This is a genomic window from Chamaesiphon sp. VAR_48_metabat_135_sub, assembly GCF_031418915.1.
Lineage (GTDB): Bacteria > Cyanobacteriota > Cyanobacteriia > Cyanobacteriales > Chamaesiphonaceae > Chamaesiphon.
Genome location: NZ_JANOJV010000324.1, coordinates 1 through 6,213, shown reverse-complemented (window position 1 = coordinate 6,213; position 6,213 = coordinate 1). Strand labels below are relative to the sequence as shown.

The following is a 6,213-nucleotide window of genomic DNA, read 5'->3' as shown; positions in this document are numbered from 1 at the left end:
GTCCAGAAGAAAAAACCTAAACCAGGTGAATTCGGACGAGTCATGGTTCAAGAAATTATGATCGTCACTCCAGCAATCGCCAACCTGATTCGTGAAGGTAAAACCGCTCAAATCTATAGTGCGATTCAAACTGGAGCCAAGCTGGGGATGAATACAATGGAATCGATCCTTGCCAAACATATTCGTGAAGGCACCATTTCCTTTGAAGTTGGTGTTTCCAAATCTTCCAGACCTGATGAACTCCAACGTCTCATTGGAGCTACTCCAATGGCGGCGAATGGAAGAAACTAGGCTTTAGGCTTCAGGCTTTAGGATGCTTGCATCCCCCGAATACCTAACACTTAACACCTAACACCTAATACCTAATACCTAATACCTAATACCTAAATTTATGCCAACCTTTATAGCTGAAGTCCGCGATTCTCAAGGTAATACCAAACAAGAGAAAGTTGATGCTCAAACAGTAGAATCAGCACGTACAAAACTCAAGAAAAAATATCAATTTATTCAAAATATCAGACCAGCCAAGTCTTTTGATGTTACCAAGATTAACATGCAAGATATTGAAGCGGCGATGAATCCCGTGACAGTAAGGGATAAAGCTGTATTCTCTCGCCAATTTGCGGCGATGGTAAATGCTGGTGTGGCGATGGTGAGATGTTTGACAGTTTTGTCTGAACAGTGTGGTAATCCCAAGTTGCGCAAGGTGCTCGCTCAAGTTAGTATCGATGTCCAGCAGGGGATTAACCTCTCCGATGCGATGCGCCGACACCCAGACTGTTTTGATACGCTCTATGTCAGTATGGTGCAAGCTGGAGAAGTGGGTGGGGTACTTGATGAAGTCCTCAACCGCTTGGCTAAAGTGCTTGAAGATATGTCTCGACTCAAAAATCAAGTCAAAGGGGCGATGGCTTATCCCGTTGCCGTGGGAATTTTGGCACTTTTGGTCTTTTTAGGGATGACGATTTTCTTAATTCCAGTATTTGCAGGTATTTTCAAAGGTTTAGGCACAGAATTACCTGGTTTAACACTGTTTATGTTGGGTGTGAGTGGAGTCTTAACTAGTTGGATGGTTTCGATTCCGATTGTCACTGTTGGTGGATTGATTTTTGCATATAATCAGTACTATAAAACCACGATCGGTAAATTGACTATGGATCGGTTTTTCTTGAAAATGCCGATTCTGGGTGATTTGAATGAAAAATCTGCCACTGCCAGATTCTGTCGAATTTTTGGTACGTTGACTCGATCTGGTGTGCCCATTCTCAACTCTCTCGATATCGTCCGCGATACTGCGGGTAATCAAGTAATTTCTAATGCGATCGAAAAGTCTAAAGTCGAAGTTCAACAAGGGGGAATGCTAAGTAATGCTCTCATGCGGGAAAAGGTTTTCCCACCACTAGCGATTCAAATGATTAGTATCGGCGAAGAAACTGGGGAATTAGACACGATGATGATGAAAGTTGCTGACTTCTATGAAGATGAAGTCGAACAAGCTGTCAAAGCTCTCACCAGTGTACTAGAACCAATTATGATGGTATTCCTTGCTGGGATGGTTGCCGTAATCTTGCTTTCGATGTACTTACCAATGTTCAAAGTATTCGAGAAACTCGGTTAAAAAGTTGAAAGTTGAAAATTGAAAGTGAGCTTTTATTGTGGGGGATTAAATTCTGACAGATTGAAGAGATACTTTATCAGTGCGATGTCAACAATTGTCCAGCATCAAAAACTTAACTTTCAACTTTCAACTTTCCACTAATTCAATATGTCTATCCACAAATCAGACTACGAAAAACTTTTATCTAAATATAGCAATCATACTGAAGCAGTCGAATTGCTCAAACAGTATCGTCCATATCTAGAGATGATTCCGAGCATTAGAAGATCGGAAGAAAGTTTGATGACGATGCCTTTACCCGTCGTCAAACTTCGCAAGGTTCCATTAGGACAACAAGTAGATCGATTTTCCCCAATTACGACTACTTCTAAAACTATCTTACTTCCTTGCGATCTTGCTTATCTGATGTGCGATCCTGAATGGAAAATTAAGATGGGTGGGGAAATTATTATCTTCATCCATCGTCCTGAAGAAGATCTTTCGGATTTACTAGCGCGGTGGCGACAGACTCAAGTATTATTAGACCACGATTATGAGTGGGTAATGCCACAATATTATCGACATATTATCTGCGAGAGTGCCGAACATCTTTATCCACTATTTATTTTATTCGATCGATCGGATCGAAGCATTAAAGAAGGATTAACAGGGGCACACTTACCATTTGTGACTGCGCCCATTCAGCAAATACATGTAGCTGAATTAACTTTACCCGATCGAGGTACTGAGTTATCAGATCTTTAGTAATGGTGAGTCAAAATCCAATAGTTTTAGAAGCCTTCATTTTTGTCCGCATGAATACTAACTGAATTAGTGGAATCGATCGACCAGTGAACTTGTCGTAAAATTCCTCTTAATAAAGCTACTTCATTTGGTGAAAGTTGGCTGCGATTGTATAGCCGCCGAATTTTTTCCATCCGGTGAGCAGCAGTATGGGGAAGGAGATAACCAATTTCTAATAGTAAAGTCTCTAATTGTTGATAATAACCTTCTATCAACTCGACGGGTGCAATGTCTAAGTTTGGAGGTATATTCGATCGAAAATTTGATAAGTTATCTTCGACAGGATTTGCACATATCTGCAATTCATAGGCGCAAACACCTACCGCTTGAGCTAAATTGAGCGAACTATATTCAGAGCCAACTGGAATCCGAATGTAGCGGGTGGCATAATTTAACTCGGCATTAGTCAAACCACTATCTTCTCGTCCAAAGATTAAGGCGGTGGGTTCGTTGCTCTCGATGAGCCAGGGCAAAGCCTGTCTGGGTGTCTCTAACTGCGTCGGGATGGCTCGCGCTCTGGCGGTAGTGGCAATTACTCTGGTACAACCTGCTAACGCAGTGGGTAAATCTGGGACAATTTGAGCGGTTTCCAATAGATCGATCGCATGTACTGCCATTCGGCTGGCTTCTTCGCCACAAACTTCGCATTGCGGATTGACAATTACCAATTGTGTCAATCCCATATTCTTCATCACCCGCGAAATCGAGCCAATATTTAAAGCACCGGCTGGTTCTACTAGGACAATCCGGATATGATGAAGCAAGTTATTCACGGTAAGTTTATCGATCGATAATTAAATATGCCCAAACATAGACCTAAGTCCGATCTTCCCACAAAAATCTGCACTGTTTGTCAACTGTCTTTCACTTGGCGCAAAAAATGGGAAGATTGTTGGGATGATGTCAAATATTGTTCCGATCGATGTAGGAAGAGGAAAGGATCGTGAATGATAGTTTGGTGCGTTACGGCTATCGCCTAACACACCCTACGATTTATCTTGAATCCTTTATAATCCCCTAAAGCCTACATGAAAGATGGTTGATGACGAATCAGATTGAGAAACTCTTCTCGAGTCCGTTGATCTTCTTGGAATGCACCCACCATCGAACTAGTTACTGTCCATGCACCAGGCTTCTGGACACCACGCATCACCATACACATGTGGCTGGCTTCCATGACTACCGCAACACCTCTTGGTTCTAATACTTCTTGGAGAGCTTCAGCGATTTGACGGGTAAGTCTTTCTTGGACTTGCATCCGACGGGAATACATATCCACAATTCGGGCAAGCTTACTCAATCCTACTACCTTTTGGTTAGGAATATAAGCAACATGCGCTCTACCCATGAACGGTAACATATGGTGTTCGCACATGCTAAAAAAGTTGATGTCCCGAACTAAGACCATCTCGTTATGACCTTCGTCAAAGATAGCACCGTTGATGATGTCATCCAACGACTGCTTGTAGCCACTAGTGAGGAATCGCATCGATTCAGCTACCCGTTTAGGAGTCTTTAATAAACCTTCTCGATCTGGATCTTCGCCTACGCCCAAAATGATCTGGCGTACCGAGTCCATCATGTCTTCGAGACTGACTTCCGGATCTTGAATTTTTACTGGTTCGCCATTGTGGGTGTTGCGATCGGGTCTAGGATTGATATTGAGTTTATCGTTGGTGATAGTCATGTTCGATCTGATATAGATTTAGAAATACAAAGTAATGGAACCTTTGTCAGTAGACTCATATCTTGCTAGCGGCGCACTTTCTTGAATAGTGATGAACTACAACGCTCCACCACTGGGCATAATTGTCAGTTCTTCGACTACTGCACCAGCAGGGGCAAGAACGGCGTAAAGGATGCCTTCGGCGACCATTTCGGCTGTCAGCATGGCAGACCGATCGAAGTCAGCTTGTACAGTCTCTGTGTCCCAAATCGGTGTGTTGACAGATCCAGGGCAAATCGCCGTTACGCGAATACCATTTGCTCTTTCCTCTCCCGCAATTGCTTGGGTAAGTGCCATCAACCCAAATTTACTCACAGAGTAGATGCCCCAATTTGGAAATACCTGCTTTCCAGCGATCGAAGAAATATTCACAATTACTCCAGATTTTCGCTGGCGTAGATGAGGTAAAATCCCTTGTACGCATTGGAAGACACTGGTTAAATTCAAGTCGATGACTTGTTGCCAATCAGCTAGCGGACTGTCAGCGATCGATCCGGTATAAGCCATCCCTGCATTATTAATCAGGATGTCTAAATTCTCAGATGCTGCGGCAATCTCGGCAATTTTAGCTGACACTCGATCGAGCCTAGATAAATCTACCACATGGGTTTTGGCTGTCACGCCTACAGCTTCTGCTGCTTGCGCCACTGCCGTTAGTTTAGACTGAGAACGACCCACCAAGGCTAGGTTTATTCCTGCTTTGGCAAATGCTAAAGCTGTGGCTTTGCCGATGCCACTGCTCGCTCCTGTAATTAGTGCCGTTCGATTAGTTTTTGCGATCGAATTCATCTCGTCCAGCAAATTTGCCCAGTTAAGAACAATATGTAAATTTTTGTTACGAATTTATTATAACAGTTATCTTCGTAGTGGGGAGTCAATAGTGGAAAGTTGAAAGGTGATATAAGTATAAGTGTCTATCGGAGCTAATAATTAGCTGAAAACTACCCACGAAGCTGCCAAACATTTCAACTGCAAGATCGGCACTCTAGCCCTTTCTGTCTGCGATTTAACCAGTTCACTTTCAACTTTCAACTCCCCATTACTCATTAAATACTCCCATCTGTCGGAATTTATCATATCTGAGCGATCGAAGTTTGCTAGGTTCGAGCAATTGCAATTCCTGGATATTCTTTAAAATCGCACCTTTGAGAACTTCCGCAGCCCGAATCGAGTCGGCATGTGCGCCACCCAGAGGTTCTGGTAAAATCTGGTCGAGAATGCCCAAGTTCTTTAAATCCTTGGCAGTAATTTTGAGAGCTTCCGCAGCTTGAGCAGTATTTTTGACAGCTTCCGCAACTTGAGCGGGAGTTGGCGCAGATTTAACAGAGTTTTTCCATAAAATCGAGGCGCAAGCTTCGGGGCTGGCGACATAATAGACTGCATGTTCAAACATCATCAATCGATCGCCAATACCAATGCCTAATGCCCCACCAGAGCCACCTTCACCGATGACCGTACAAATAATTGGTACTTCCAAGCGAAACATCTCACGCAGATTATACGCGATCGCTTCACCCTGACCTAATTCCTCCGCCTCAAGCCCTGCCCAAGCCCCTGGCGTATCGATAAAAGTAATAATTGGCATCCCAAACCGATTGGCATGTTCCATCAGCCTCATTGCTTTGCGGTAGCCACCTGGCGCAGCCATCCCAAAATTCCGCGCCACATTATCCTTGGTATCCCGTCCTTTTTGATGTCCCAATAACACTACCGGAATACCCGCTAATTTACCCACACCCCCAACCAAAGCTGGATCGTCTTTACCCCGACGATCTCCATGCAATTCAATCCACTCATCACAGATCGCTTGAATATAGTCCAGCGTACTGGGACGACGGGGATGTCGAGCCAGTTGCAGCCGTTGTGCGGGAGTGAGGCTACTAAAAATTTCGTCACGCAGTTGCACGTATTTGCTCTCCAATTGTCGAATTTGACTGGAGACATCGACGCTACTTTCTTCAGCAAGTTCGCGAATTTGCTCGATCCGTTGTTGCAATTCTGCTAACGGTTTTTCAAATTCTAAGAGGAAAGGTTTTTTTTCGTTGGAGGCAGACATGTGTGGGGGTGTGGGGGTGTGGGGGTGTGG

Annotated in this window: 7 protein-coding genes and 1 pseudogene; 4 read left to right on the top strand and 4 right to left on the bottom strand. The window is 43.8% G+C overall.

Going from position 1 to position 6,213, the window contains the following annotated elements:
- The 3 genes and pseudogenes from RMO55_RS22075 to RMO55_RS22065 all read left to right on the top strand — a co-directional run.
- Positions 1 to 291: pseudogene (locus RMO55_RS22075) on the top strand (twitching motility protein PilT); the annotation flags it as partial.
- A 100-nt stretch (positions 292 to 391) separates the two neighbouring features.
- Entirely contained in the window at positions 392 to 1,618 is a 1,227-nt protein-coding gene (locus tag RMO55_RS22070) for a type II secretion system F family protein (RefSeq protein WP_310430281.1), read from the top strand.
- 147 nt (positions 1,619 to 1,765) lie between these two features.
- Complete coding sequence (locus tag RMO55_RS22065) at positions 1,766 to 2,362, top strand: hypothetical protein (RefSeq protein ID WP_310430280.1); 597 nt, start codon at positions 1,766 to 1,768, stop codon at positions 2,360 to 2,362.
- Between the two features lie 26 nt (positions 2,363 to 2,388).
- On the opposite strand, the gene RMO55_RS22060 is transcribed toward RMO55_RS22065, so the two are convergent.
- Entirely contained in the window at positions 2,389 to 3,174 is a 786-nt protein-coding gene (locus RMO55_RS22060; protein ID WP_310430279.1) for an RNA methyltransferase, read from the bottom strand.
- 27 nt (positions 3,175 to 3,201) lie between these two features.
- Here RMO55_RS22060 and RMO55_RS22055 point away from each other — a divergent pair, with 27 nt between their 5' ends.
- Positions 3,202 to 3,348 carry a DUF2256 domain-containing protein gene (locus RMO55_RS22055; protein WP_310430278.1) on the top strand — a complete coding sequence of 49 codons (147 nt, stop codon included), beginning with the start codon at positions 3,202 to 3,204 and terminating at the stop codon, positions 3,346 to 3,348.
- A 77-nt stretch (positions 3,349 to 3,425) separates the two neighbouring features.
- Here RMO55_RS22055 and folE read toward each other — a convergent pair whose 3' ends face one another.
- The 3 genes from folE to RMO55_RS22040 form a co-directional block, all read right to left on the bottom strand.
- Entirely contained in the window at positions 3,426 to 4,088 is a 663-nt protein-coding gene (folE, locus tag RMO55_RS22050) for a GTP cyclohydrolase I FolE (protein WP_310430277.1), read from the bottom strand.
- Between the two features lie 96 nt (positions 4,089 to 4,184).
- On the bottom strand, positions 4,185 to 4,916 hold the full coding sequence (locus tag RMO55_RS22045) for an SDR family oxidoreductase (protein WP_310430276.1): 732 nt from the start codon (positions 4,914 to 4,916) through the stop codon (positions 4,185 to 4,187).
- Between the two features lie 250 nt (positions 4,917 to 5,166).
- Entirely contained in the window at positions 5,167 to 6,183 is a 1,017-nt protein-coding gene (locus RMO55_RS22040) for an acetyl-CoA carboxylase carboxyltransferase subunit alpha (protein WP_310430282.1), read from the bottom strand.
- Positions 6,184 to 6,213: the final 30 nt, after the last annotated feature.